The 23,227-nt window shown below is 69.3% G+C and carries 26 protein-coding genes; all 26 read left to right on the plus strand.

Annotated elements, in window-relative coordinates; genetic code table 11:
* Window positions 1–129: 129 nt before the first annotated feature.
* The 26 genes from rplA (at window position 130) to rplF (ending at window position 23,225) form a co-directional block, all read left to right on the plus strand.
* Window positions 130–846 (plus strand): 50S ribosomal protein L1, encoded by a 717-nt coding sequence (rplA, locus tag ACRYR9_RS13665; RefSeq protein ID WP_432496531.1) that lies wholly within the window; start codon window positions 130–132, stop codon window positions 844–846.
* 338 nt (window positions 847–1,184) lie between these two features.
* Complete coding sequence (rplJ, locus tag ACRYR9_RS13670; protein WP_432496529.1) at window positions 1,185–1,748, plus strand: 50S ribosomal protein L10; 564 nt, start codon at window positions 1,185–1,187, stop codon at window positions 1,746–1,748.
* 71 nt (window positions 1,749–1,819) lie between these two features.
* On the plus strand, window positions 1,820–2,206 hold the full coding sequence (rplL, locus tag ACRYR9_RS13675) for a 50S ribosomal protein L7/L12 (RefSeq protein WP_432496527.1): 387 nt from the start codon (window positions 1,820–1,822) through the stop codon (window positions 2,204–2,206).
* A 423-nt stretch (window positions 2,207–2,629) separates the two neighbouring features.
* On the plus strand, window positions 2,630–6,115 hold the full coding sequence (gene rpoB / locus ACRYR9_RS13680) for a DNA-directed RNA polymerase subunit beta (protein WP_432496535.1): 3,486 nt from the start codon (window positions 2,630–2,632) through the stop codon (window positions 6,113–6,115).
* Between the two features lie 106 nt (window positions 6,116–6,221).
* Complete coding sequence (locus ACRYR9_RS13685; protein WP_432496525.1) at window positions 6,222–10,103, plus strand: DNA-directed RNA polymerase subunit beta'; 3,882 nt, start codon at window positions 6,222–6,224, stop codon at window positions 10,101–10,103.
* 274 nt (window positions 10,104–10,377) lie between these two features.
* On the plus strand, window positions 10,378–10,752 hold the full coding sequence (gene rpsL, locus ACRYR9_RS13690) for a 30S ribosomal protein S12 (protein WP_012084987.1): 375 nt from the start codon (window positions 10,378–10,380) through the stop codon (window positions 10,750–10,752).
* Window positions 10,752–11,222: a 30S ribosomal protein S7 gene (rpsG, locus tag ACRYR9_RS13695; protein ID WP_432483624.1), complete on the plus strand. Its 471-nt coding sequence runs from the start codon at window positions 10,752–10,754 to the stop codon at window positions 11,220–11,222. Before rpsL ends, rpsG begins: the two co-directional genes overlap by 1 nt.
* A 56-nt stretch (window positions 11,223–11,278) precedes the next feature.
* Entirely contained in the window at window positions 11,279–13,381 is a 2,103-nt protein-coding gene (gene fusA / locus ACRYR9_RS13700; protein WP_432496522.1) for an elongation factor G, read from the plus strand.
* Between the two features lie 156 nt (window positions 13,382–13,537).
* Window positions 13,538–14,731, plus strand: coding sequence for an elongation factor Tu (tuf, locus tag ACRYR9_RS13705; RefSeq protein WP_432496520.1), 1,194 nt, complete (start codon window positions 13,538–13,540; stop codon window positions 14,729–14,731).
* A 434-nt stretch (window positions 14,732–15,165) separates the two neighbouring features.
* A complete protein-coding gene (gene rpsJ, locus ACRYR9_RS13710; protein WP_012084982.1) occupies window positions 15,166–15,474 on the plus strand; it encodes a 30S ribosomal protein S10 in 309 nt (102 codons plus the stop codon).
* Between the two features lie 13 nt (window positions 15,475–15,487).
* Window positions 15,488–16,147: a 50S ribosomal protein L3 gene (gene rplC / locus ACRYR9_RS13715; RefSeq protein ID WP_432496518.1), complete on the plus strand. Its 660-nt coding sequence runs from the start codon at window positions 15,488–15,490 to the stop codon at window positions 16,145–16,147.
* A gap of 4 nt (window positions 16,148–16,151) precedes the next feature.
* A complete protein-coding gene (rplD, locus tag ACRYR9_RS13720; RefSeq protein ID WP_432496515.1) occupies window positions 16,152–16,847 on the plus strand; it encodes a 50S ribosomal protein L4 in 696 nt (231 codons plus the stop codon).
* Window positions 16,844–17,155 (plus strand): 50S ribosomal protein L23, encoded by a 312-nt coding sequence (gene rplW / locus ACRYR9_RS13725; RefSeq protein WP_432496513.1) that lies wholly within the window; start codon window positions 16,844–16,846, stop codon window positions 17,153–17,155. Before rplD ends, rplW begins: the two co-directional genes overlap by 4 nt.
* A 55-nt stretch (window positions 17,156–17,210) precedes the next feature.
* Window positions 17,211–18,047 (plus strand): 50S ribosomal protein L2, encoded by an 837-nt coding sequence (gene rplB / locus ACRYR9_RS13730; protein WP_432483613.1) that lies wholly within the window; start codon window positions 17,211–17,213, stop codon window positions 18,045–18,047.
* Window positions 18,048–18,065: 18 nt separating this feature from the next.
* Window positions 18,066–18,347, plus strand: coding sequence for a 30S ribosomal protein S19 (gene rpsS, locus ACRYR9_RS13735; RefSeq protein ID WP_432496511.1), 282 nt, complete (start codon window positions 18,066–18,068; stop codon window positions 18,345–18,347).
* A 53-nt stretch (window positions 18,348–18,400) separates the two neighbouring features.
* Window positions 18,401–18,781 carry a 50S ribosomal protein L22 gene (gene rplV / locus ACRYR9_RS13740; RefSeq protein ID WP_432496509.1) on the plus strand — a complete coding sequence of 127 codons (381 nt, stop codon included), beginning with the start codon at window positions 18,401–18,403 and terminating at the stop codon, window positions 18,779–18,781.
* Window positions 18,781–19,632 (plus strand): 30S ribosomal protein S3, encoded by an 852-nt coding sequence (gene rpsC / locus ACRYR9_RS13745; protein ID WP_432496506.1) that lies wholly within the window; start codon window positions 18,781–18,783, stop codon window positions 19,630–19,632. Before rplV ends, rpsC begins: the two co-directional genes overlap by 1 nt.
* Before the next feature lie 3 nt (window positions 19,633–19,635).
* On the plus strand, window positions 19,636–20,052 hold the full coding sequence (gene rplP, locus ACRYR9_RS13750) for a 50S ribosomal protein L16 (protein ID WP_432496503.1): 417 nt from the start codon (window positions 19,636–19,638) through the stop codon (window positions 20,050–20,052).
* The gene (rpmC, locus tag ACRYR9_RS13755; protein ID WP_432496500.1) at window positions 20,052–20,300 is read left to right on the plus strand and encodes a 50S ribosomal protein L29; all 249 of its coding nucleotides are present in this window, start codon (window positions 20,052–20,054) and stop codon (window positions 20,298–20,300) included. Before rplP ends, rpmC begins: the two co-directional genes overlap by 1 nt.
* On the plus strand, window positions 20,297–20,578 hold the full coding sequence (gene rpsQ / locus ACRYR9_RS13760; protein WP_432496498.1) for a 30S ribosomal protein S17: 282 nt from the start codon (window positions 20,297–20,299) through the stop codon (window positions 20,576–20,578). Before rpmC ends, rpsQ begins: the two co-directional genes overlap by 4 nt.
* Window positions 20,579–20,687: 109 nt before the next feature.
* Entirely contained in the window at window positions 20,688–21,059 is a 372-nt protein-coding gene (gene rplN / locus ACRYR9_RS13765) for a 50S ribosomal protein L14 (RefSeq protein ID WP_432496496.1), read from the plus strand.
* Between the two features lie 3 nt (window positions 21,060–21,062).
* Complete coding sequence (gene rplX / locus ACRYR9_RS13770) at window positions 21,063–21,434, plus strand: 50S ribosomal protein L24 (protein WP_432496494.1); 372 nt, start codon at window positions 21,063–21,065, stop codon at window positions 21,432–21,434.
* A complete protein-coding gene (gene rplE / locus ACRYR9_RS13775) occupies window positions 21,434–22,003 on the plus strand; it encodes a 50S ribosomal protein L5 (RefSeq protein ID WP_432496492.1) in 570 nt (189 codons plus the stop codon). Before rplX ends, rplE begins: the two co-directional genes overlap by 1 nt.
* A 2-nt stretch (window positions 22,004–22,005) precedes the next feature.
* Window positions 22,006–22,191, plus strand: coding sequence for a type Z 30S ribosomal protein S14 (locus ACRYR9_RS13780; RefSeq protein WP_369055792.1), 186 nt, complete (start codon window positions 22,006–22,008; stop codon window positions 22,189–22,191).
* 82 nt (window positions 22,192–22,273) lie between these two features.
* A complete protein-coding gene (rpsH, locus tag ACRYR9_RS13785) occupies window positions 22,274–22,672 on the plus strand; it encodes a 30S ribosomal protein S8 (protein ID WP_432483598.1) in 399 nt (132 codons plus the stop codon).
* 13 nt (window positions 22,673–22,685) lie between these two features.
* The gene (gene rplF, locus ACRYR9_RS13790; protein WP_432496490.1) at window positions 22,686–23,225 is read left to right on the plus strand and encodes a 50S ribosomal protein L6; all 540 of its coding nucleotides are present in this window, start codon (window positions 22,686–22,688) and stop codon (window positions 23,223–23,225) included.
* Window positions 23,226–23,227 lie beyond the last annotated feature (2 nt).

Genomic DNA, 23,227 nt, shown 5'->3' on the forward strand with positions numbered 1-23,227 from the left:
GCGTGCCGTCCCTCCGCCCCCGCGCCCCCCCGCCGGCCCCGCCCCCCCCCCCCGCGCCCCCCCCACCGCAGGGGCAGGGCCGCGCGCGGCCCGTCGACCACGACCCTCAACCGATCAAGAGGAGCAGCAGTGAAGCGCAGCAAGGCCTACCGCGCCGCCGTCGAGAAGATCGACGCGGACACCCTGTACGCCCCCGCCGAGGCCGTGAAGCTGGCCCGCGAGACGTCGACCACCAAGTACGACGCCACGGTCGAGGTGGCCTTCCGCCTCGGCGTGGACCCGCGCAAGGCGGACCAGATGGTCCGCGGCACCGTCAACCTGCCGCACGGCACGGGCAAGACCGCCCGCGTCCTGGTGTTCGCCGTGGGTGAGCGGGCCGCTCAGGCCGAGGCCGCCGGTGCCGACATCGTCGGTGGTGACGAGCTCATCGACGAGGTGGCCAAGGGCCGCCTCGACTTCGACGCCGCGGTGGCGACCCCGGACCTGATGGGCAAGGTCGGCCGTCTGGGCAAGGTGCTGGGCCCGCGCGGCCTGATGCCGAACCCGAAGACCGGCACGGTCACCATGGACGTCGCGAAGGCCGTCACGGAGATCAAGGGCGGCAAGATCGAGTTCCGCACGGACAAGCACGCCAACCTGCACTTCGTGATCGGCAAGGCGTCCTTCAGCGACGCGCAGCTGGTCGAGAACTACGCCGCCGCCCTGGACGAGGTCCTGCGGCTGAAGCCGTCCTCCTCGAAGGGCCGCTACCTCAAGAAGGCCACCGTGACCACCACGATGGGCCCCGGCATCCCCGTGGACCCGGCGGTCACCCGCGTCCTGAGCGAGGAGACCGCCTCCGCCTGAGGCGCCCGGCAGCACCAGCGCACCGCCCGCGGGGGCGGGGTCCGAGCGGACCCCGCCCCCGCGGCGCGTCCGGGGCCGGGCGCACCGTGGAGGACGCTCCGTGGTCCGGGCAGCCCCGCGCGGCGTGTACGCTTGACGGGTACCGAAGACCGCCGGTCGCCGCCCGCTCCGCACGGAGGGGTGGCAGAAGGTCCCGCTCGCGGACGACCTGCGCAGGTGTGCACGTGCTTCAGCTCGGGCCCGACGAGGGCCCGGCCCGACGCCCCGCGCTCCTGCGCCGGGGCGTTTCTCGCGTTCAGGGCCGGCCGGCTCCCCGAGACCACGGAAGGAGGGCACACATGGCACGGGCAGACAAGGCAGCGGCCGTGAAGGAGATCACGACGCTGTTCAACGAGTCCACCGCCGCGGTGCTCACCGAGTACCGGGGGTTGACCGTCTCGCAGCTCACGCAGCTGCGCCGGTCGCTGGGTCCTGACACGACCTACGCGGTCCTGAAGAACACGCTCGCCACCATCGCGGCGAAGGAGGCCGGTGTCACGGCCTTCGAAGGGCAGCTCGTCGGCCCCTCCGCGATCGCCTTCGTCTCCGGTGACCCGGTCGAGGCGGCCAAGGGCCTGCGTGACTTCGCCAGGGCGAACCCCCAGCTCATCGTCAAGGGCGGACTGCTCGAAGGGCGCGCGATCAGCGCGGCCGACGTCACCGCCCTCGCCGACCTCGAGTCCCGCGAGGTGCTCCTCGCGAAGGTCGCGGGCGTCCTCAAGGCGTCCCAGGCCAAGGCCGCGGCCCTGTTCCAGGCGCCGCTGTCGAAGACCGTCCGCACCGTGGAAGCGCTGCGGGAGAAGCAGGCTGCGGGCTCGCCCGCGCCGGTCGAGGCCCCCGAGGCCGAGACCGCCGACGCCTGAGCACCGCCCAGCGCGACCCCGCTCCGCGGGCCGACCGCGGAACCACCCCAGACACAGGAAGGACCGCCACCATGGCGAAGCTCAGCACCGACGAGCTGCTCGACGCGTTCAAGGAGCTCACCCTCATCGAGCTCTCCGACTTCGTGAAGAAGTTCGAGGAGACCTTCGACGTCACCGCGGCGGCCCCCGTGGCCGTGGCCGCCGGTGGCCCGGCCGGCGGCGCCCCCGCCGAGGCCGCTGAGGAGCAGTCCGAGTTCGACGTCATCCTCGAGTCCGCCGGCGACAAGAAGATCGGCGTCATCAAGGAGGTCCGCGCGCTGACCTCCCTGGGCCTCAAGGAGGCCAAGGACCTCGTCGACGGCGCCCCCAAGCCCGTCCTCGAGAAGGTCAACAAGGAGGCCGCTGACAAGGCCAAGGCCGCCCTCGAGGGCGCCGGCGCCACCGTCACCCTCAAGTGACCCCCTCCCGGGCCCTCACGGGCCCGGGACACCGCCGCGAGGGGCGGCCGGACACGCGTCCGGCCGCCCCTCGTGCGTTCGGCGCCCGTGCAGCGTCACGCCGGCCGGGCGACCCCTCGCGCCGGGGCACCCGCTCCGCGACACGCCCTCCACAGCCGGTCGGATCGCCTTGACGCGGAGGCGGCGGGGGACCATCCTCGTCAGCGGTTGTCATCACGTTCCGGTCCGCCCGACACCGACGTCGCCCGGGCCCGAGCGCAGGCGTCGACTGGGCCCCCGCAGGGGGGTGGACAGTCGTGCCTTCACGGGGTACCTTGATGTTTTGCGCTGCCTTCAGTCATATGGCCGGTCGTCGACCAGTGGGACGACCGAGCGGGGCAGGTCAGCGCGTGTCACGTTCGCAGGCCCGTGGAAGGACCCCTCTTGGCCGCCTCGCGCACAGCGTCCGCACCAGGCAACAGCTCTGCTCTGACCGTCTCCGGACGGTACTCCTTCGGCAAGATCCGCGAACCCCTTGAGGTCCCCGACCTCCTGGCGCTGCAGACCGACAGCTTCGACTGGCTGCTCGGCAACAAGCGCTGGCAGGACCGCGTCGCCGCCTCCCGCGAGGGTGGCCTGGACGTGCCGATGACCTCGGGCCTGGAGGAGATCTTCGAGGAGATCTCGCCGATCGAGGACTTCTCCGGCTCCATGTCGCTGTCGTTCCGCGACCACCGCTTCGAGCCCCCCAAGTACTCCCTGGACGACTGCAAGGAGCGCGACCTCACCTACGCCGCTCCGCTGTTCGTCACCGCGGAGTTCATCAACGGCAACACCGGTGAGATCAAGAGCCAGACGGTCTTCATGGGCGACTTCCCGCTCATGACCGACCGCGGCACCTTCGTGATCAACGGCACCGAGCGCGTCGTCGTCTCCCAGCTGGTCCGCTCCCCGGGCGTCTACTTCGAGCGCGTGCCGGACAAGACCTCCGACCGCGACACCTGGACCGCCAAGGTCATCCCCTCGCGCGGTGCGTGGCTCGAGTTCGAGATCGACAAGCGCGACACCGTCGGCGTGCGCATCGACCGCAAGCGCAAGCAGTCGGTCACCGTGCTGCTCAAGGCCCTCGGCTGGAGCGAGTCGCAGATCCGCGAGGAGTTCGCGGACTACGAGCCGATGATCGCCACGCTGGAGAAGGACCACACCGCCGGCGTCGAGGACGCCCTGCTGGACATCTACCGCAAGCTGCGCCCGGGCGAGCCGCCGACGCAGGAGGCCGCGCGCAACCTCCTCGACAACCTCTACTTCAACCCCAAGCGCTACGACCTCGCGAAGGTCGGCCGCTACAAGGTGAACAAGAAGCTGGGCATGGACGAGCCGCTGAGCAGCAGCGTGCTCTCCGTCGAGGACATCGTCCGCACGATCAAGTTCCTGGTGCGCCTGCACGCCGGCGAGACCGCCATGCCGGGCGTCAAGAACGGCCAGCCGGTCGACGTCCGCGTCGAGGTCGACGACATCGACCACTTCGGCAACCGCCGCCTGCGCAGCGTCGGCGAGCTCATCCAGAACCAGGTCCGCACGGGCCTGTCGCGGATGGAGCGCGTGGTGCGCGAGCGCATGACGACGCAGGACGTCGAGGCGATCACGCCCCAGACGCTCATCAACATCCGTCCCGTCGTGGCCTCCATCAAGGAGTTCTTCGGGACGAGCCAGCTGTCGCAGTTCATGGACCAGACCAACCCGCTGGCCGGCCTGACCCACAAGCGCCGCCTGTCGGCGCTGGGCCCCGGCGGTCTGGCCCGCGACCGCGCCGGCATGGAGGTCCGCGACGTCCACCCGTCGCACTACGGCCGCATGTGCCCGATCGAGACCCCCGAGGGCCCGAACATCGGCCTGATCGGCTCGCTGTCGTCGTACGGGCGCATCAACCCGTTCGGCTTCATCGAAACGCCGTACCGCAAGATCGTCGACGGTGTCGTCTCCGACGAGGTCGAGTACCTGACGGCCGACGAGGAGGACGCCTTCGTCATCGCGCAGGCGAACGCCCCGCTGAACCCGGACTCCACCTTCGCCGAGGCCCGCGTGCTGGTGCGCGCCAAGGGCGGCGAGACCGAGTTCGTCCCGCGTGCCGAGGTCGACTACATGGACGTCGCGGCGCGGCAGATGGTCTCCGTCGCGACCGCCATGATCCCGTTCCTGGAGCACGACGACGCCAACCGCGCGCTCATGGGCTCCAACATGCAGCGTCAGGCGGTGCCGCTGGTCAAGACCGAGGCCCCGCTGGTCGGCACCGGCATGGAGTTCCGCGCCGCCGTCGACGCCGGTGACGTGGTCGTGGCCGACAAGGCCGGCGTGGCCACCGAGGTGTCCGCGGACGCGGTGACCGTCAGCAACGACGACGGCACCACGACCACCTACCGGGTGGCCAAGTTCCGCCGCTCGAACCACGGCACCGCGTACAACCAGCGCGTCGTCATCGGCGAGGGCGACCGCGTCGAGGTCGGCACCGTGCTGGCCGACGGCCCGTCGACCGACGGCGGCGAGATGGCGCTGGGCCGCAACCTGCTCGTGGCGTTCATGCCGTGGGAGGGCCACAACTACGAGGACGCGATCATCCTGTCGCAGCGCCTCGTGCAGGACGACGTCCTGTCCTCGATCCACATCGAGGAGCACGAGGTCGACGCCCGCGACACCAAGCTGGGGCCGGAGGAGATCACCCGCGACATCCCCAACGTCGCGGAGGACGTGCTCGCCGACCTCGACGAGCGCGGCATCATCCGCATCGGCGCCGAGGTCCGCGACGGCGACCTGCTGGTCGGCAAGGTCACGCCCAAGGGCGAGACGGAGCTGACCCCGGAGGAGCGCCTGCTGCGCGCCATCTTCGGCGAGAAGGCCCGCGAGGTGCGCGACACCTCCCTGAAGGTGCCCCACGGCGAGACCGGCACGGTCATCGGCGTGAAGGTCTTCGACCGCGACGAGGGCGACGAGCTGCCCCCGGGCGTGAACCAGCTGGTGCGCGTCTACGTCGCGAACAAGCGCAAGATCACCGATGGTGACAAGCTCGCCGGCCGTCACGGCAACAAGGGCGTCATCTCGAAGATCCTGCCCGTGGAGGACATGCCGTTCCTCGAGGACGGCACCCCGGTCGACGTCATCCTCAACCCGCTCGGCGTCCCCAGCCGCATGAACGTCGGTCAGGTGCTGGAGCTGCACCTGGGCTGGATCGCCTCGCGCGGCTGGCAGATCGAGGGCGAGCCGGACTGGGCGAAGCTCATCCCGGAGGAGATCCGCGAGGCCCCCGCCGGCTCGCGCATCGCCTCGCCGGTCTTCGACGGTGCGCGCGAGGAGGAGATCACCGGGCTGCTCAGCTCGACGACCCTCACCCGCGACGGCGACCGCCTCGTGCAGGGCGACGGCAAGGCGCGCCTGTTCGACGGCCGCTCCGGGGAGCCGTTCCCGGACCCGGTCTCGGTCGGCTACATGTACATCCTGAAGCTGCACCACCTGGTGGACGACAAGATCCACGCCCGCTCGACCGGCCCGTACTCCATGATCACGCAGCAGCCGCTGGGTGGCAAGGCGCAGTTCGGCGGTCAGCGCTTCGGCGAGATGGAGGTCTGGGCCCTGGAGGCCTACGGCGCCGCCTACGCCCTGCAGGAGCTCCTGACCATCAAGTCCGACGACGTCCTCGGGCGCGTGAAGGTCTACGAGGCGATCGTCAAGGGCGAGAACATCCCCGAGCCCGGCATCCCCGAGTCCTTCAAGGTGCTCATCAAGGAGATGCAGTCGCTCTGCCTGAACGTGGAGGTGCTCTCCTCCGACGGCATGGCCATCGAGATGCGCGACAGCGACGAGGACGTCTTCCGGGCGGCCGAGGAGCTGGGCATCGACCTGGCTCGGCGCGAGCCGAGCAGCGTCGAAGAGGTCTGACGGGTGCGGGCCGGGGGAGCGTCCCCGGCCCGCCACCGCCGGCCAACGGGACCGCTGAGTCCCACGGATCAGTCAGACCTCAGGAAACGACAGAAAGAAGATCACGTTGCTCGACGTCAACTTCTTCGACGAGCTGCGCATCGGGCTGGCCACCGCGGACGACATCCGCACGTGGTCGCACGGTGAGGTCAAGAAGCCGGAGACCATCAACTACCGCACCCTGAAGCCGGAGAAGGACGGGCTCTTCTGCGAGAAGATCTTCGGCCCCACCCGGGACTGGGAGTGCTACTGCGGCAAGTACAAGCGCGTCCGCTTCAAGGGCATCATCTGCGAGCGCTGCGGCGTGGAGGTCACGCGCGCCAAGGTGCGTCGTGAGCGGATGGGCCACATCGAGCTGGCCGCGCCCGTCACGCACATCTGGTACTTCAAGGGCGTCCCGAGCCGCCTGGGCTACCTGCTGGACCTGGCGCCCAAGGACCTCGAGAAGGTCATCTACTTCGCCGCCTACATGATCACGTGGGTCGACGAGGAGGCGCGCCAGCGCGACCACTCCTCGCTCGAGGCCCAGATCGAGGTCGAGAAGCGCGAAGTGGAGAACCGTCGCGACGCCGACGTGGACGCCCGCGCCAAGACCCTGGAGACCGACCTCGCCGAGCTCGAGGCCGAGGGGGCCAAGTCCGACGTGCGCCGCAAGGTGCGCGAGTCGGCCGAGCGCGAGATGGCGCAGATCCGCCGTCGCGCCGACGCCGAGATCGACCGCCTGACCGCGGTCTGGGACCGCTTCCGCAACCTCAAGGTGCAGGACCTCGAGGGTGACGAGGTGCTCTACCGCTCCATGCGCGAGCGCTTCGGCATGTACTTCGAGGGCGGCATGGGTGCTGCGGCGCTGCAGAAGCGCCTGCAGAGCTTCGACCTGGAGGCCGAGGCCGAGTCGCTGCGCGAGACGATCGCCACGGGCAAGGGGCAGCGCAAGACGCGTGCGCTCAAGCGCCTGAAGGTCGTCTCCGCGTTCCTCACCACCCGCAACTCGCCCGAGGGCATGGTCCTGGACTGCGTCCCGGTCATCCCGCCGGACCTGCGGCCGATGGTGCAGCTCGACGGTGGCCGCTTCGCCACCAGCGACCTGAACGACCTGTACCGCCGCGTCATCAACCGCAACAACCGGCTCAAGCGCCTGCTCGACCTCGGGGCCCCCGAGATCATCGTGAACAACGAGAAGCGGATGCTGCAGGAGGCCGTCGACGCGCTGTTCGACAACGGCCGCCGCGGCCGGCCGGTGACGGGCCCGGGCAACCGCCCGCTGAAGTCGCTGTCCGACATGCTCAAGGGCAAGCAGGGCCGGTTCCGCCAGAACCTGCTCGGCAAGCGCGTGGACTACTCGGGCCGCTCGGTCATCGTCGTCGGCCCGCAGCTGAAGCTGCACCAGTGCGGCCTGCCCAAGCAGATGGCGCTGGAGCTGTTCAAGCCCTTCGTCATGAAGCGGCTCGTGGACCTCTCGCACGCGCAGAACATCAAGTCGGCCAAGCGCATGGTCGAGCGCGCCCGCCCGGTGGTCTGGGACGTCCTGTCCGAGGTCATCACCGAGCACCCGGTGCTGCTCAACCGCGCGCCCACGCTGCACCGCCTCGGCATCCAGGCCTTCGAGCCCCAGCTGGTCGAGGGCAAGGCCATCCAGATCCACCCGCTCGTCTGCACCGCCTTCAACGCGGACTTCGACGGCGACCAGATGGCCGTGCACGTGCCGCTGAGCGCGGAGGCGCAGGCCGAGGCCCGCATCCTCATGCTCTCCAGCAACAACATCCTCAAGCCGGCGGACGGCCGTCCGGTGACCATGCCCACCCAGGACATGATCATCGGCATCTACCACCTCACCGCCGACCGGGACGACGTCGACGGCGTGGGGCGGCAGTTCTCCTCGCTGGCCGAGGCGATCATGGCCTTCGACGCCAAGCAGATGAACCTGAACGCCAAGGTCAGGATCCGTCTGTCGGGTGTCGTGCCCACGCCGGACATGGCGCTGCCCGAGGGCTGGCAGCCCGGCGACGACCTCGTCGTCGACACCACCCTGGGTCGCGCGCTGTTCAACGAGGCGCTGCCGGTGGACTACGAGTACGTCAACGCGGTCGTGGACAAGAAGCGCCTGTCGGCCATCGTCAACGACCTCGCCGAGCGCTACCCGAAGGTCCAGGTGGCGGCGACGCTGGACGCCCTGAAGGAGGCCGGCTTCCACTGGGCCACCCGCTCGGGCACCACCGTTGCGATCTCCGACGTGATCACCCCGCCGAACAAGCAGGCGATCCTCGAGACCTACGAGGCCAAGGCCGAGAAGGTCCAGCAGCAGTACGAGCGCGGTCTGATCACCGACGACGAGCGCCGTCAGGAGCTCATCGAGATCTGGACCCAGGCCACGAACGACGTCGCCAAGGACCTCGAGCAGGCGATGCCGACGCACAACACGATCCACCGCATGGTGAGCTCGGGTGCGCGAGGCAACTGGATGCAGATGCGTCAGCTCGCCGGCATGCGCGGCCTGATGGCGAACCCGAAGGGCGAGATCATCCCCCGCCCGGTCAAGGCCTCGTTCCGCGAGGGCCTGACCGTGGGTGAGTTCTTCATCACCACGCACGGTGCCCGCAAGGGTCTGGCCGACACCGCGCTGCGCACCGCCGACTCCGGCTACCTCACCCGTCGCCTCGTCGACGTCTCCCAGGACGTCATCGTGCGCGAGGAGGACTGCGGCACCCGCCGCGGCCTGGAGATGCCGATCGCGGAGCGCAACACCGACGGCTCGCTGCGGCGTCACGACGACGTCGAGACCAGCGTGTACGCCCGCACCCTCGCCACCGACGTCCTGGTGGACGGCGAGGTGGCCCTGGCTGCCGGCGCGGACCTCGGCGACGTCGTCATCGACGAGCTGGTCGGTCGCGGCGTGGAGTCGGTGAAGGTCCGCTCGGTGCTCACCTGCGAGTCCCGGGTCGGCACCTGCGCCCGCTGCTACGGCCGCTCGCTGGCCAGCGGCAAGCTCGTCGACATCGGCGAGGCCGTCGGCATCGTCGCGGCCCAGTCGATCGGTGAGCCCGGCACGCAGCTGACCATGCGCACCTTCCACACCGGTGGTGCCGCCTCGGAGTCCGGCGACATCACGCACGGCCTGCCGCGCGTGGTCGAGCTGTTCGAGGCGCGCACCCCCAAGGGCAACGCCCCGATCACCGAGTCGGCCGGCCGCGTGCGCGTGGACGACACCGACAAGGGCCGCTCCATCGTCGTCGTCCCCGACGACGGTGGCGAGGAGGTCGCGTACCCGGTCACCCGCCGCCAGCGCCTGCTGGTGGAGGACGGCTCCCACGTCGAGGTCGGGCAGAAGCTCGTCCAGGGCGCGGTCGACCCCAAGCAGATCCTGCGCATCCTCGGCCCGCGCCGGGTGCAGATGCACCTGGTCGACGAGGTGCAGGAGGTCTACCGCTCCCAGGGCGTGTCGATCCACGACAAGCACATCGAGGTCATCGTCCGCCAGATGCTCAAGCGGGTGACGATCATCGAGCAGAACGGCTCCGAGCTGCTGCCCGGTGAGCTGGTGGAGCGCGCGCGCTTCGAGGAGGAGAACCGCCGGGTCATGGCGGAGGGCGGCCAGCCGTCCTCCGGCCGCCCGGAGCTGATGGGCATCACGAAGGCGTCGCTCGCGACGGACTCGTGGCTGTCGGCGGCCTCCTTCCAGGAGACGACGCGGGTGCTGACCAACGCCGCCATGGAGGGCAAGAGCGACCCGCTCCTGGGCCTCAAGGAGAACGTCATCATCGGCAAGCTCATCCCGGCCGGCACGGGGCTGCCCCGCTACCGCAACGTCCGGGTGGAGCCGACCGAGGAGGCCAAGGCGCAGATGTACTCGGTGCCGGGCTACGACGAGGTCGACTACGCGCAGTTCGGCGTGGGCTCCGGCCAGGCCGTGCCGCTGGAGGAGTTCGACTACGGCAGCAGCGACTACCGCTGACGCCACCGTGCCGCCCCGCTCGCCCGCCACCGGCGGGGGAGCGGGGCGGCACCCCGCGGGGGGCTCGTTTTGACCCCCTGTTTTGCGGCGGGTAGGCTCGTGTGCGCTTGACACGAGCGTGCCTGCGATCAGGTGACAGGACGTCACCGGCTCGGGCCCTCACCGAACGACACGCCCGACCTCGTGGGTCGGCGGCGGGTCGAGCGCCGGCTCACGACGAGCAGCGCGTCCCGAGCAGTACAGCCGACGAACGAGATCGACAGACGGAGACAGGGTGCCCACCATCCAGCAGCTGGTCCGCAAGGGCCGGGAGGACAAGGTCGTCAAGACCAAGACGCCCGCCCTCAAGGGCAGCCCGCAGCGCCGTGGCGTGTGCACGCGCGTGTACACGACCACCCCGAAGAAGCCGAACTCCGCGCTGCGCAAGGTGGCGCGCGTGAAGCTCACGAGCGGCATCGAGGTGACCGCCTACATCCCCGGTGTCGGGCACAACCTCCAGGAGCACTCGATGGTCCTGGTCCGCGGCGGCCGGGTGAAGGACCTCCCCGGTGTCCGCTACAAGATCGTCCGCGGTTCGCTCGACACGCAGGGCGTGAAGAACCGCAAGCAGGCGCGCAGCCGCTACGGCGCGAAGAAGGAGAAGAGCTGATGCCGCGCAAGGGCCCCGCACCCAAGCGTCCCCTCGTGGTGGACCCCGTCTACCAGTCCCCGCTGGTGACGCAGCTCGTCAACAAGATCCTCCTGGACGGCAAGAAGTCCGTCGCGGAGTCGATCGTCTACGGCGCCCTCGAGGGTGCCCGTGACAAGACCGGCGGCGACCCCGTCGTCGTCCTCAAGCGCGCGCTGGACAACGTCAAGCCAGCCCTCGAAGTGCGTTCGCGCCGCGTCGGCGGCTCGACCTACCAGGTCCCGATCGAGGTGCGCCCCAGCCGCTCCACCACGCTGGCCCTGCGCTGGCTGGTCGGGTACGCCCGGCAGCGCCGCGAGAAGACGATGACCGAGCGCCTGCTCAACGAGATCCTCGACGCCTCGAACGGCCTCGGTGCCGCGGTGAAGCGCCGCGAGGACACCCACAAGATGGCCGAGTCGAACCGGGCCTTCGCGCACTACCGCTGGTGATCCCAGCGGTTCCTCGCCGACTCACCCCCTCGATCCCAGGGAAGAGGCAGTAAACCGTGGCACAGGACGTGCTGACGGACCTCACCAAGGTCCGCAACATCGGCATCATGGCCCACATCGACGCCGGCAAGACCACGACCACCGAGCGGATCCTCTTCTACACGGGGATCAACTACAAGATCGGTGAGGTCCACGACGGCGCGGCCACGATGGACTGGATGGAGCAGGAGCAGGAGCGGGGGATCACCATCACCTCCGCCGCCACCACCTGCTTCTGGGAAGGCACCCAGATCAACATCATCGACACGCCCGGCCACGTCGACTTCACGGTCGAGGTCGAGCGGTCGCTGCGCGTCCTGGACGGTGCGGTCGCCGTCTTCGACGGCAAGGAGGGCGTCGAGCCCCAGTCCGAGACGGTGTGGCGGCAGGCGGACAAGTACGACGTCCCCCGCATCTGCTTCGTCAACAAGATGGACAAGCTCGGTGCCGACTTCTTCTTCACCGTGAAGACGATCACCGACCGCCTGGGCGCCGAGCCCCTGGTCATGCAGATCCCGATCGGCGCGGAGAACGACTTCCAGGGCGTCATCGACCTGGTCTACATGCGTTCCCTGACCTGGAGCGCGGACGCGGCCAAGGGCGAGGCGTACGAGAAGGGGCCGATCCCGGCGGAGCTGCAGGCGCAGGCCGACGAGTACCGCCAGAAGCTCGTCGAGCGCGTCGCGGAGACCGACGAGGCCCTGCTGGAGAAGTACCTCGGTGGTGAGGACCTCACCCCCGAGGAGATCAAGGCCGCCGTCCGGCAGCTGACGATCAACAGCGAGGTCTACCCGGTCTTCTGCGGCTCCGCGTTCAAGAACAAGGGCGTGCAGCCCATGCTCGACGCGGTGCTCGACTACCTGCCCTCGCCGCTGGACGTCAAGCCCATGGTGGGTCACAAGGTCGGCGACGAGTCGGTCGAGATCGTCCGCAAGCCGGAGGTCGAGGAGCCGTTCTCGGCCCTCGCCTTCAAGATCGCGGCGCACCCGTTCTTCGGCAAGCTCACCTACGTGCGCGTGTACTCCGGGCGCATCGCCGCCGGCTCGCAGGTCGTGAACTCGACCAAGGGCAAGAAGGAGCGCATCGGGAAGCTCTTCCAGATGCACTCCAACAAGGAGAACCCGGTCGACGAGGCGCGTGCGGGCCACATCTACGCGATGATCGGCCTGAAGGAGACCACGACCGGCGACACGCTGTCCGACCCGGCGCAGCAGGTCGTCCTCGAGTCGATGACCTTCCCCGAGCCCGTCATCTCCGTGGCCATCGAGCCCAAGACGAAGGGCGACCAGGAGAAGCTGGGCACCGCGATCCAGCGCCTGGCCGAGGAGGACCCCACCTTCCAGGTCGAGCTCGACCAGGAGACCGGTCAGACCATCATCAAGGGGATGGGCGAGCTCCACCTCGACATCCTCGTCGACCGCATGAAGCGCGAGTTCAAGGTCGAGGCGAACGTCGGCAAGCCGCAGGTCGCCTACCGCGAGACCATCCGCCGCGCGGTCGAGAAGATGGACTACACCCACAAGAAGCAGACGGGTGGGTCCGGGCAGTACGCGAAGGTCCAGGTCACCATCGAGCCGCTGGACACCTCCGACGGGGAGTTCTACGAGTTCGAGAACAAGGTCACCGGTGGTCGCGTGCCGCGCGAGTACATCCCCTCGGTGGACGCCGGCATCCAGGACGCCATGCAGCTCGGTGTCGTGGCGGGCTACCCGCTGGTGGGCATCAAGGCCAGCCTCCTGGACGGTGCGGCGCACGACGTCGACTCCTCCGAGATGGCCTTCAAGATCGCCGGCTCGATGGTCCTCAAGGAGGCCGTCAAGCGGGCGGACCCGGTCCTGCTCGAGCCCGTCATGGCCGTCGAGGTGCGTACGCCCGCGGACTACATGGGCGACGTCATCGGCGACCTGAACTCCCGCCGTGGGCAGATCGAGTCCATGGAGGACGTCAGCGGGGCCAAGCTCGTCAAGGCGACCGTCCCGCTGTCGGAGATGTTCGGCTACGTCGGCGACCTCCGGTCGAAGACGCAGGGCCGTGCGGTCTACTCGATGCAGTTCTCGAACTACTCCGAGGTTCCCCGGAACGTGGCCGAGGAGATCGTGAAGAAGGTCCGCGGGGAGTGACCCTCTCCTGACGAACCCGGGGGAGCGGCTCGCCGAGAGCCGCTTCCCCACGGCATGACCCCTGGACCACCGCCGTGTGGGCCAGTGACCAGCCAGGTCACCCACCCACCCGTTGAACCGGGTCGGGAAGAAACGACAGTCCGAGGAGGACCCCCAGTGGCGAAGGCGAAGTTCGAGCGGACCAAGCCGCACGTCAACATCGGCACGATCGGTCACATCGACCACGGGAAGACGACGCTGACCGCGGCGATCACCCGCGTGCTGCACGACAAGTACCCGGACCTCAACCAGGCCTCGGCGTTCGACCAGATCGACAAGGCTCCTGAGGAGCGTCAGCGCGGCATCACGATCTCGATCGCGCACGTCGAGTACCAGACCGAGGCGCGCCACTACGCGCACGTCGACTGCCCGGGTCACGCGGACTACATCAAGAACATGATCACCGGTGCGGCGCAGATGGACGGCGCCATCCTGGTGGTCGCGGCCACCGACGGCCCGATGCCGCAGACCAAGGAGCACGTCATCCTGGCCCGCCAGGTCGGCGTCCCCTACATCGTCGTGGCGCTGAACAAGGCCGACATGGTCGAGGACGAGGAGCTCCTCGAGCTCGTCGAGATGGAGGTGCGCGAGCTCCTCTCCAGCTACGAGTTCCCCGGTGACGACGTCCCCGTCGTGCGGGTCTCCGCGCTGAAGGCCCTCGAGGGCGACGCCGAGTGGGGCGACAAGCTCATGGAGCTCATGAACGCGGTCGACACCGCGATCCCCGAGCCCGAGCGTGCGATCGACCAGCCGTTCCTCATGCCGATCGAGGACGTCTTCACGATCACCGGTCGCGGCACCGTGGTGACCGGCCGCATCGAGCGCGGTGTGCTGAACGTCAACCAGGAGGTCGAGGTCGTCGGCATCAAGCCGACCTCCACCAAGACCACCGTGACCAGCATCGAGATGTTCAACAAGATGCTGGACAGCGGCCAGGCCGGCGACAACGCCGCCCTGCTGCTGCGCGGCCTCAAGCGTGACGACGTCGAGCGCGGCCAGGTCGTGGTCAAGCCCGGCAGCATCACGCCGCACACGGAGTTCGAGGGCCAGGCCTACATCCTGTCCAAGGACGAGGGTGGCCGTCACACGCCCTTCTACAACAACTACCGTCCGCAGTTCTACTTCCGGACGACCGACGTCACCGGCGTCGTCTCGCTGCCCGAGGGCACCGAGATGGTCATGCCCGGTGACAACACCGAGATGAAGGTCGACCTCATCCAGCCCATCGCGATGGAAGAGGGCCTGAAGTTCGCGATCCGCGAGGGTGGCCGCACCGTCGGCGCCGGGCGGGTCACGAAGATCATCAAGTGAGCTGAGCCGGCGGGGGAGCGCGCTCTCCTGCCGGGTCGCTCCGCGCAGAGGGGCGGGTCCACCTGGACCCGCCCCTCCGTCGTGAAGGGCGCCGCCGAGCGCGGTCGCCCCCTGTCATCCGAGCGCGCGGCCTCGATTCGCCAAGGTGGGGTGCCGTCTGGCAGACTGTCGGGGTTGCTGTGCCGCCGCGGGTAGATCCCGCCCGGTGGCCGGCAGCCGCGAACGTCGAACGTCTCGTACGGGCGGCGGACGGTCAACCTGAACAGGACGACCGCCGTGGGTGACCACGGCTAGGGACCACACCGGGCAACCGGGCGAGGGTGCAGAACGTGCGAGAGCGCGACACGCCCGACCTCGGGGGTCGGAGCTCCACCAGGAGCTCCGCGCCGCGCGCGAGTCAGTAGCGGTACGAAGAGAGAGAGTCAGACGACGCCATGGCGGGACAGAAGATCCGCATCAGGCTCAAGGCCTACGACCACGAGGTCATCGACAGCTCGGCGCGCAAGATCGTCGACACGGTGACCCGTACCGGCGCTTCCGTCGCCGGCCCCGTGCCGCTGCCGACCGAGAAGAACGTCTACTGCGTGATCCGCTCGCCGCACAAGTACAAGGACAGCCGCGAGCACTTCGAGATGCGCACGCACAAGCGCCTCATCGACATCATCGACCCCACGCCGAAGACCGTCGACTCGCTCATGCGGCTCGACCTCCCGGCCGGTGTCGACATCGAGATCAAGCTCTGAGGGACTGCACACGATGAGCGACAGGCAAGTGCGAGGGGTGCTCGGCACCAAGCTCGGCATGACGCAGCTGTGGGACGAGGCCAACCGCCTCATCCCCGTCACGGTCGTCAAGGTCGAGCCCAACGTCGTGACCCAGGTCCGCACCACTACCACCGACGGCTACGAGGCCGTCCAGCTCGCCGCCACGGCGATCCCGCAGCGCAAGGCGAACAAGCCTGCTGCCGGGCACTTCGCCAAGGCCGGGGTGGCGCCGCGCCGCCACCTGGTCGAGCTGCGCACCGCGGACGCCGCGTCCTACGAGCCCGGCCAGGAGGTCACGGCCGAGGTGTTCGACGCCGGCGCGACCGTCGACGTGGTCGGCACGACCAAGGGCAAGGGCTTCGCCGGCGTCATGAAGCGTCACGGCTTCGCCGGTGTCAGCGCCTCCCACGGTTCGCACCGCAACCACCGCAAGCCCGGGTCCATCGGCGGCTGCGCCACCCCGGGTCGCGTGTTCAAGGGCATGCGCATGGCCGGCCGCATGGGCGCCGTGCGCCAGACCACCCAGAACCTGACCGTGCACGCCGTCGACGCGGAGAAGGGCCTGCTGCTCATCACGGGCGCCGTCCCCGGTCCCCGCGGTGGCGTCGTGCTCGTCAAGACCGCCGCCAAGGCGCGCGTGAAGGAGGCCTGAGCAGATGACCGCGACGACTGAGGCCATCACCGTCCCGCTGCGCACCGCCGACGGCGGCAGCAACGGCACCGTCGAGCTGCCCGCGGCGGACTTCGGCCGCCAGGTGAACGTCCCGCTGATCCACCAGGTGGTCACGGCTCAGCTGGCCGCCGCGCGCCAGGGCACTCACGCCACCAAGACCCGCGGCGACGTCCGCGGCGGTGGCAAGAAGCCCTACAAGCAGAAGGGCACCGGTCGTGCCCGCCAGGGTTCGCTGCGCGCCCCGCAGTTCACCGGCGGCGGCATCGTCCACGGCCCGCAGCCGCGCGACTACGCGCAGCGCACCCCGAAGAAGATGAAGGCCGCCGCCCTGCGCGGTGCCCTCTCCGACCGGGTGCGTCACGAGCGTCTCCACGTCGTGGAGGGGCTGACCATCGGCGACGCCCCCTCGACGAAGACCGCGGTGAAGCTCCTCGCGGCCCTCTCCGAGCGCCGCAACGTGCTGGTCGTCCTCACCCGTGAGGACGAGGTGGCGGTCAAGAGCCTGCGCAACATCTCCGGTGTGCACGTCCTGCCCGCCGACCAGCTCAACACCTACGACGTCGTCAAGAGCGACGACGTGGTCTTCACCCGCGCGGCGCTCGACGCCTTCGTCGCGGGGCCGCCCAAGGGTCGCAGCGCGACCGCGGTGGCGGCGGAGTCGGAAGGGAGCACCCTGTGAGCGCGCTCGGCGGAACCCAGAAGGACCCGCGCGACATCCTCATCGCCCCGGTCGTCTCGGAGAAGAGCTACGGGCTCATCGACGAGGGCAAGTACACGTTCCTCGTGGACCCCGGAGCGAACAAGACCGAGATCAAGATGGCGGTCGAGAGCGTGTTCGGCGTGAAGGTCTCGGCGGTGAACACCGCGAACCGGCAGGGCAAGAGCCGGCGCACCCGGTACGGCACCGGGAAGCGCAAGGACACCAAGCGGGCCATCGTGACGTTGCGCGAGGGCACGATCGACATCTTCGGCGGCTCGGTCGCCTGAGCCCCAGGGCTCGCACGACTGCCGTAGACACCTTCGAACCCGAGGAACCGACGCAATGGGAATCCGCAAGTACAAGCCGACGACGCCGGGCCGCCGCGGCTCGTCCGTCGCCGACTTCGTCGAGGTCACGCGGAGCGAGCCGGAGAAGTCGCTCGTCCGCCCGCTGACCAAGTCCGGTGGCCGCAACTCCACGGGGCGCATCACGACCCGCCACATCGGTGGTGGGCACAAGCGCGCCTACCGCGTCATCGACTTCCGTCGTGACGACAAGGACGGCGTGCCGGCCAAGGTCGCGCACATCGAGTACGACCCCAACCGCACGGCGCGCATCGCGCTGCTGCACTACGTGGACGGCGAGAAGCGCTACATCATCGCGCCGACCCGCCTGAAGCAGGGCGACCGGATCGAGAACGGCCCCACGGCCGACATCAAGCCGGGCAACAACCTGCCGCTGCGCAACATCCCGGTCGGCACCGTGATCCACGCGATCGAGCTGCGTCCGGGCGGCGGCGCCAAGATCGCCCGCTCGGCCGGCGCCAGCGTGCAGCTGGTGGCCCGCGAGGGCCGCTTCGCCCAGCTGCGCATGCCCTCCGGCGAGATCCGCAACGTCGACGTCCGCTGCCGCGCGACGATCGGCGAGGTCGGCAACGCCGAGCAGTCGAACATCAACTGGGGCAAGGCGGGCCGCATGCGCTGGAAGGGCAAGCGCCCGACCGTCCGCGGTGTCGCCATGAACCCGATCGACCACCCCCACGGTGGTGGTGAGGGCAAGACGTCCGGTGGCCGTCACCCCGTCAGCCCCTGGGGTCAGCCTGAGGGCCGCACGCGGCGTCCGGGCAAGGAGAGCGACAAGCTCATCGTCCGTCGCCGCCGCACCGGCAAGAAGCGCTGATAGGGAGTCCAGGCCACCATGCCTCGCAGCTTGAAGAAGGGCCCGTTCATCGACGACCACCTTCAGAAGAAGGTGGACTCGCAGAACGAGGCCGGCACGCACAACGTCATCCGTACCTGGTCCCGCCGTTCGGTCATCACGCCGGACTTCCTGGGCCACACGTTCGCGGTGCACGACGGCCGCAAGCACGTCCCCGTCTTCGTCACCGAGTCGATGGTGGGGCACAAGCTCGGCGAGTTCGCGCCCACGCGCACGTTCAAGGGCCACGAGAAGGACGACCGCAAGGGCCGTCGCCGCTGAGCCTCGGCTCATCGCAGCGACGTCACAGACTGAGACCAGAAGGCAGGACAGGGATGGAAGCCAAGGCGCAGACGCGGTACCTCCGCGTCACGCCCCAGAAGGCGCGCCGAGTCGTCGACCTCGTCCGGGGCAAGCAGGCCAACGAGGCCGTCGCCGTGCTCTCGTTCGCCCCGCAGTCGGCGGCCGAACCGGTGCGCAAGCTCGTCGAGAGCGCGATCGCGAACGCGAAGTTCCTCGCGGACAAGCACTCTGAGGCGTTCGACCCGGCCGACTACGTGGTGAAGGCGATCCACGTCGACGAGGGCCCCACCATGAAGCGCTTCCGTCCCCGCGCCCAGGGCCGCGCGGGACGCATCCTGAAGCGCACGAGCCACATCACGGTGGTCGTCGCACCCGCCGTGCCCGGCGCCAAGAAGACGAGGAGGACCCGCTAGTGGGACAGAAGGTCAACCCGCACGGGTTCCGACTGGGCATCACCACCGACCACAAGAGCCGCTGGTTCGCGGACTCCACCAAGACGGGTCAGCGCTACGCCGACTACGTCAAGGAGGACGTCGCGATCCGCCGCCTCATGTCCAAGGGCATGGAGCGGGCCGGCATCTCCAAGGTGGAGATCGAGCGCACCCGCGACCGCGTGCGCGTCGACATCCACACCGCCCGGCCGGGCATCGTCATCGGCCGTCGCGGCGCGGAGGCCGACCGCATCCGCGGTGAGCTGGAGAAGCTGACCGGCAAGCAGGTGCAGCTGAACATCCTCGAGGTCAAGAACCCCGAGGTGGACGCCCAGCTCGTCGCGCAGGGCATCGCGGAGCAGCTCGCCAGCCGCGTCTCCTTCCGCCGCGCCATGCGCAAGGGCATGCAGACGTCCCTGCGCTCCGGCGCCAAGGGCATCCGCGTGCAGTGCGCCGGCCGCCTGGGTGGTGCCGAGATGAGCCGCTCGGAGTTCTACCGCGAGGGTCGTGTGCCGCTGCACACGCTGCGCGCGAACATCGACTACGGCTTCTACGAGGCCCGCACCACCTTCGGCCGCATCGGCGTGAAGGTCTGGATCTACCACGGTGACGTCACCAGCCGTGAGCTCGCCCAGTCGCAGGCCGCCGCTCCGCGTGCTCCGCGTCGCGGTGAGCGCAGCGACCGCGGTGAGCGCGGCGGCCGTCGCCCCCGTCCCGCGCAGGACGCGGCCAGCGCACCCGTGGCCGAGGCCGCGGCCGGTGGCAGCGTCCCGACCGGGACCGCCGCGGCCGAGCCGGTCATCGGCAAGGGCAGCAACGGAACGGAGGCCTGAGTCGTGCTCATCCCACGGCGAGTCAAGCACCGCAAGCAGCACCACCCCACGCGTCGGGGTGCGGCCAGCGGCGGCACCCGCGTGACGTTCGGCGACTACGGGATCATGGCCGTCGAAGGCGGTTACGTGACCAACCGGCAGATCGAGTCGGCCCGTATCGCCATCACCCGCCACATCCGTCGTGGCGGCAAGGTCTGGATCAACATCTACCCGGACCGGCCGCTGACGAAGAAGCCCGCCGAGACCCGCATGGGCTCCGGCAAGGGCTCCCCGGAGTGGTGGATCGCGAACGTGAAGCCGGGAAGGGTCATGTTCGAGTTGTCGTTCCCCAATGAGAAGGTCGCTGCGGAGGCGCTCACCCGAGCCATCCACAAGCTGCCGGTGAAGTGCAAGATCGTGCGCCGCGAGGGTGGTGAGTGATGGCCATCGGGACCAAGGGGCTGAGCCCCGACGAGCTGCGTGACTTCGACGACGCGAAGCTCGTCGAGGAGCTCAAGAAGGCCAAGGAAGAGCTGTTCAACCTGCGCTTCCAGTCCGCGACCGGGCAGCTGGAGAACAACTCCCGGCTCCGGGCCGTCAAGCGGGACATCTCCCGCATCTACACGACGATGCGTGAGCGCGAGCTCGGCATCACCGAGGCGCCGATCACGAAGGAGGCTGCGGAGTGAGCGAGCAGACCGCCGCCGCGACGAGCGAGCGCGGCTACCGCAAGACCCGCCGCGGCTACGTCGTCAGCGACAAGATGCAGAAGACTGTCGTGGTCGAGGTCGAGGACCGCGTGAAGCACCCGCTCTACGCCAAGGTCATCCGCCGCACGACCAAGGTCAAGGCGCACGACGAGGCCTCGGCGGCCGGCGTGGGGGACCTCGTCCTCATCGCCGAGACCCGGCCGCTGTCGGCCACGAAGCGCTGGCGCGTCGTCGAGGTCCTCGAGCGCGCCAAGTGACCTCGGGCGGAGCGCGGTCGCGCACCGCCCCCCGTACCCCATGTCCGTTCGGCCAGGCTCGGCGCCCCCTCGCGGGGCGTCGAGAACCGGCGCGACGAAGGAGTAGAGAGTGATCCAGCAGGAGTCGCGGCTCAAGGTCGCCGACAACACGGGTGCCAAGGAGATCCTGTGCATCCGCGTGCTCGGTGGCTCCGGCCGCCGCTACGCGGGCATCGGTGACGTGATCGTGGCCACGGTCAAGGACGCGATCCCCGGCAGCAACGTGAAGAAGGGCGACGTGGTCAAGGCCGTCGTCGTCCGCACCAAGAAGGAGCGCCGTCGCGCCGACGGCTCCTACATCCGCTTCGACGAGAACGCCGCGGTCATCCTCCGGGCTGACGGTGGCGACCCGCGCGGCACCCGCATCTTCGGGCCCGTCGGGCGCGAACTGCGCGAGAAGAAGTTCATGCGCATCATCTCGCTGGCTCCGGAGGTGCTCTGACCCATGGGGAAGATCCGCATCAAGAAGGGTGACCTCGTCCAGGTCGTCACCCGCGTGCGCGGGCGTCGCGACGAGGACGGCACCAAGACGTCCGACCTCGGCAAGCAGGGCAAGGTCCTGGAGGTCTTCGCCGACACGCAGCGCGTGCTCGTCGAGGGTGTCAACCAGATGAAGCGCCACACCAAGGCCCGTCCGGGTGTGGCCGGCGGCATCGAGGTCCGCGAGGCCCCGATCCACATCAGCAACGTGCAGCTGGTCGACCCGGAGACGGGCAAGCCGACCCGCGTGGGCATCCGCACCGAGCAGGTGGAGCGCGACGGCCGGACCAAGACGAACCGCATCCGTGTCGCCAAGCGTTCCGGCAAGGACATCTGATGACTACTGAGACCGAGACCCGGGCGCTGCCGCGCCTGAAGCAGCGCTACCGCGACGAGATCAAGGGTCAGCTGCACGAGCAGTTCTCCTACGGCAACGTCATGCAGATCCCCGGCCTGGTCAAGGTCGTGGTGAACATGGGTGTCGGTGAGGCCGCTCGCGACTCCAAGCTGATCGACGGCGCCGTGCGCGACCTTGCCACCATCACCGGCCAGAAGCCGCAGGTGACCCGGGCCCGCAAGTCCATCGCCCAGTTCAAGCTCCGCGAGGGCATGCCGATCGGCGCGCACACCACGCTGCGCGGCGACCGCATGTGGGAGTTCCTGGACCGTCTGCTGTCGCTGGCGCTGCCGCGCATCCGCGACTTCCGCGGGCTCTCGCCCAAGCAGTTCGACGGGAACGGCAACTACACCTTCGGGCTCACCGAGCAGTCCATGTTCCACGAGATCGACCAGGACAAGATCGACCGTGTCCGCGGCATGGACATCACGGTCGTGACGACGGCGAAGACCGACGAGGAGGGCCGGGCGCTGCTGCGTGCGCTGGGCTTCCCGTTCAAGGAGAACTGACCGTGGCGAAGACCGCTCTCGTTACCAAGGCTGCGCGCAAGCCCAAGTTCGCTGTTCGCGCCTACACCCGTTGCCAGCGCTGCGGCCGGCCCCACGCCGTGTTCCGCAAGTTCGGCATCTGCCGCATCTGCCTGCGGGAGATGGCGCACCGTGGCGAGCTGCCCGGTGTGACCAAGAGCAGCTGGTGACCTCCAACATCACGACGACGCCGCAGGTCCGCACCGCAGTTCGCGGTGCGGAAACCCCGGCGAGGAAGGGCGGACGAGCCCGATGACGATGACCGACCCCATCGCAGACATGTTGACGCGTCTGCGCAACGCCAACTCGGCGTACCACGACACGGTCTCCATGCCGTACAGCAAGCTCAAGTCCCACATCGCTGAGATCCTCCAGGCCGAGGGCTACATCGCCTCCTGGTCCGTCGAGGACGCCGAGGTGGGCAAGAAGCTGACGCTGAACCTGAAGTTCGGCCCCAACCGGGAGCGCTCGATCGCCGGCCTGCGCCGCGTGAGCAAGCCGGGCCTGCGGGTGTACGCGAAGTCGACCAACCTGCCCCGCGTGCTCGGTGGCCTCGGCGTGGCGATCCTGTCCACGTCCTCGGGGCTGCTGACCGACAAGCAGGCCAACAAGAAGGGCGTGGGTGGGGAAGTCCTCGCCTACGTCTGGTGAGGGAGGAGGACTCATGTCGCGCATCGGTCGACTCCCGATCCCCGTCCCCGCGGGCGTGGACGTGACCATCGACGGCCCCGCCGTCACGGTCAAGGGCCCCAAGGGCACGCTGACGCACACCGTCGCCTCGCCGATCTCGGTGGAGCGCACGGAAGAGGGCACGCTGCAGGTGGTGCGCCCGGACGACGAGCGCACCTCGCGCTCGCTCCACGGCCTGACCCGCACCCTGCTGGCCAACATGGTCCAGGGCGTGACGCAGGGCTACGAGAAGAAGCTCGAGATCGTGGGCACCGGTTACCGCGTGACCGCGAAGGGCTCGGACCTCGAGTTCGCCCTGGGCTTCAGCCACCCGGTCGTCATCAAGGCGCCGGACGGCATCAGCTTCGCCGTCGAGAACAACACCCGCTTCTCGGTGTCCGGCATCGACAAGCAGCAGGTCGGCGAGGTCGCTGCCAACATCCGCAAGCTGCGCAAGCCCGACCCCTACAAGGGCAAGGGCGTTCGCTACGCCGGCGAGCAGATCCGGCGCAAGGTCGGAAAGGCTGGTAAGTGACG

Origin of the sequence: Kineococcus auxinigenes (assembly GCF_050871525.1) — a bacterium.
In the GTDB taxonomy this organism is placed as follows: Bacteria; Actinomycetota; Actinomycetes; order Actinomycetales; family Kineococcaceae; genus Kineococcus.